This window comes from Thiocystis violacea, from assembly GCF_016583565.1.
Lineage (GTDB): Bacteria > Pseudomonadota > Gammaproteobacteria > Chromatiales > Chromatiaceae > Thiorhodococcus > Thiorhodococcus violaceus_A.
This window is the reverse complement of record NZ_NRRF01000168.1, coordinates 1-2,441: the sequence shown is the minus strand read 5'-3', so window position 1 is coordinate 2,441 and position 2,441 is coordinate 1. Positions and strand designations below refer to the sequence as shown.

Below are 2,441 nucleotides of genomic sequence, written 5' to 3'. Positions count from 1 at the left end.
CCACCGGAGCCACTCCAGGTAGTCGAGGCAGTCCGCATCGGTGCGAAACCAGGACTGGAACTCGCCCGCAGTCCGCGGATAATCAACGCCAGCATGAGGGTAAGTCACCCTTGGAGTTTACTCCGGTTAAGTGGAGACCCCAGAAGGAGGTTATAGCCATTCTGCGTGATACTCGTACTGGCCCCTTGATTCTAGCCAGTGTTTCCGGGGGTCGACCGAAGGGGCATGTATGGATATCAGACCGGGTGGCTATATCATGGTCAATAGTCAGGAGAGGGGAGGCTTGCGGAGGGCAATCACGGGTGCGCGAAGGATTGTTTTCTCGGTGCGCCGACGGTCAGGATTGCGGGATGCAATCGCGCGAGCACAGTGGATTGAGTTTCGCGCGTTCCGAATGAGGATTGTAGGCGTCAATCGAAAGCACGCGCTCGATTGATGTGTCAGGCACGGTGCCGTGCACTGAGGAGGTCTCCATGAATCAGCTCGTCAACGCGCTCGACCCGAGCGCCATGAATCTGCCGGCGCTCTTCGTCCGCACCCCAGAGGCCGGCAAGCGCTTCATCGAGTTCTTCACGGCCAACATTCGCAATGCCAATACCCGGCGCGCCTATACCCGGGCGACAGTCGACTTCGCCGCCTGGTGCGACCAGGCCGGGCTCACGGCGCTTGAGGACATCGAGCCGGTGCCATGTGGCGGCCTATATCGAGACGCTCCAGGCGCGGCTCTCGGCGCCGTCGGTCAAGCAGCACCTGGCGGCGATCCGCATGCTTTTCGACTGGCTGGTCGTCGGCCAGCAGCTCGCGGTCAATCCAGCCGCGGCGGTGCGCGGTCCTCGGCACAGCGTCAAGAAAGGCAAGACGCCGGTGCTGAGCGCCGAGGAGGCGCGCCTGCTGCTCGATTCCATCGACACCAGCACGCCGATCGGGCGGCGGGATCACGCCCTGATCAGCTTGATGGTCTACACCTTCGCCCGCGTCGGCGCCGCGATCAAGATGCGGGTCGAGGATGTCTATATTCAGAGCCGGCGCACCTGGGTCCGATTGCACGAGAAAGGCGGCAAGCGCCATGAGATGCCCTGCCACCACAACCTGGAGGCCTCGCTGCACGCCTACCTCGAGGCGACCGGGTTGCGGGATCAGCCCAAGGCCGCCCTCTTCCCCACCGCCCCGGGTAAAAGCGGCGAGCTCACCGACCGGCCCCTGCAGCAGAACGAGGTCTACCGCATGATCCGCCGACGGGTCCTGGACGCGGGGATCGCCACGGCGGCGGGCTGCCATACATTCCGGGCCACCGGGATCACCGAGTATCTGAGAAACGGCGGCAAGCTCGAAGTGGCCCAGCAGATGGCCAACCATGAGAGTGCCCGGACCACGGGGCTCTATGATCGGCGCAACGATCAGGTCAATCTCGATGAGGTGGAGCGGATTATCATCTGAAGCGTCGGCTTTGACAGGTAAACAGCGTACGTCATGTTTGGAGGACGAGATTTCGGGGACAACTCATGCAACATGCCTACAAGCAAACGCTTTACGAGCAGCTCGAAGCGCTGCCAGAGGGATTGACTGGAGAGATCCTCAACGGACAGTTGCACACTCAGCCGCGGCCCGCCGGTCCGCATGCGCTGGCCGAGTCGAACCTCCAGATCGAGATCGGCGGACCGTTCGGAAAAGGCCGCGGCGGCCCCGGTGGCTGGTGGATTCTCGTGGAGCCAGAGATCCACTTCGTCACCGATCGCGAGGTCGTCGTTCCCGATCTGGCTGGCTGGCGTCGAGAGCGGATGCCACACATTCCTCAAGGCCACCGCTTCGAGGTCGTTCCGGACTGGGTCTGCGAGATCCTCTCGCCGTCAACCGCCAGCAAAGACCGGGAAATCAAGATGCCGATCTACGCACACTACGGCGTCTCCTATGCCTGGCTGATCGATCCGATGCGGCGAAGTCTCGAAGCCTACGGTCTGGAAGACGGTGATTGGCGGCTGCTCCTGGAGGCATCCGGGAACGATGCCATCGCGGTCGCGCCCTTCGATGCGTTGAAGCTCGAACTCAGCAACCTCTGGAGCTGAAGCCAAAGCACACCTAAAGGACTTGGGGTCTCGGGTGCAACGGAACAGAAAACCTAGGTAAGCCCACCGACCGCCTCGTTTGGGTCTAGATCCTCGTCCTCTCGTGTCTCAAATCCTCGGATAGGACCCTCTGGGCTCTCCACTTAACCGGAGTTCCTCCACGGACGGTTTGCGGGAGGGAGGTCGAGGCTTGGCGGGTGGCCATTTGCCCTCGGCGGGGTGGGGAGTACTGTTCGGGGTCGCTGGGTCAGTGCGAGTTCCTTGTAGCGCACAGGCTCGTTCGCAATCGCGAGTTCGAGTACCCGGTAGAACACCATCCCACGGCTGCGGGACCGCCGGCGGTTGAAGCGGAACACGAACTCGTTCAGGTAGCTGGCA

Annotated in this window: 2 protein-coding genes and 1 pseudogene; 2 read left to right on the top strand and 1 reads right to left on the bottom strand. The window is 62.4% G+C overall.

The features are described from left to right. The first annotated feature begins 690 nt into the window (after positions 1-690). Both CKO23_RS24410 and CKO23_RS24405 read left to right on the top strand, forming a co-directional pair. Positions 691-1,437: a tyrosine-type recombinase/integrase gene (locus CKO23_RS24410; protein WP_200336054.1), complete on the top strand. Its 747-nt coding sequence runs from the start codon at positions 691-693 to the stop codon at positions 1,435-1,437. A 65-nt stretch (positions 1,438-1,502) separates the two neighbouring features. Then, positions 1,503-2,063, top strand: coding sequence for a Uma2 family endonuclease (locus tag CKO23_RS24405; RefSeq protein ID WP_200336049.1), 561 nt, complete (start codon positions 1,503-1,505; stop codon positions 2,061-2,063). 254 nt (positions 2,064-2,317) lie between these two features. On the opposite strand, the pseudogene CKO23_RS27070 reads toward CKO23_RS24405, so the two are convergent. Then, positions 2,318-2,441 (bottom strand): annotated as a pseudogene (locus CKO23_RS27070) (IS1595 family transposase); the annotation flags it as partial.

What these genes read in the sequence shown, in the direction of transcription:
- CKO23_RS24405 (WP_200336049.1), top strand. Translation starts at nt 1,503, where the DNA reads ATGCAACATGCCTACAAGCAAACGCTTTACGAGCAGCTCGAAGCGCTG.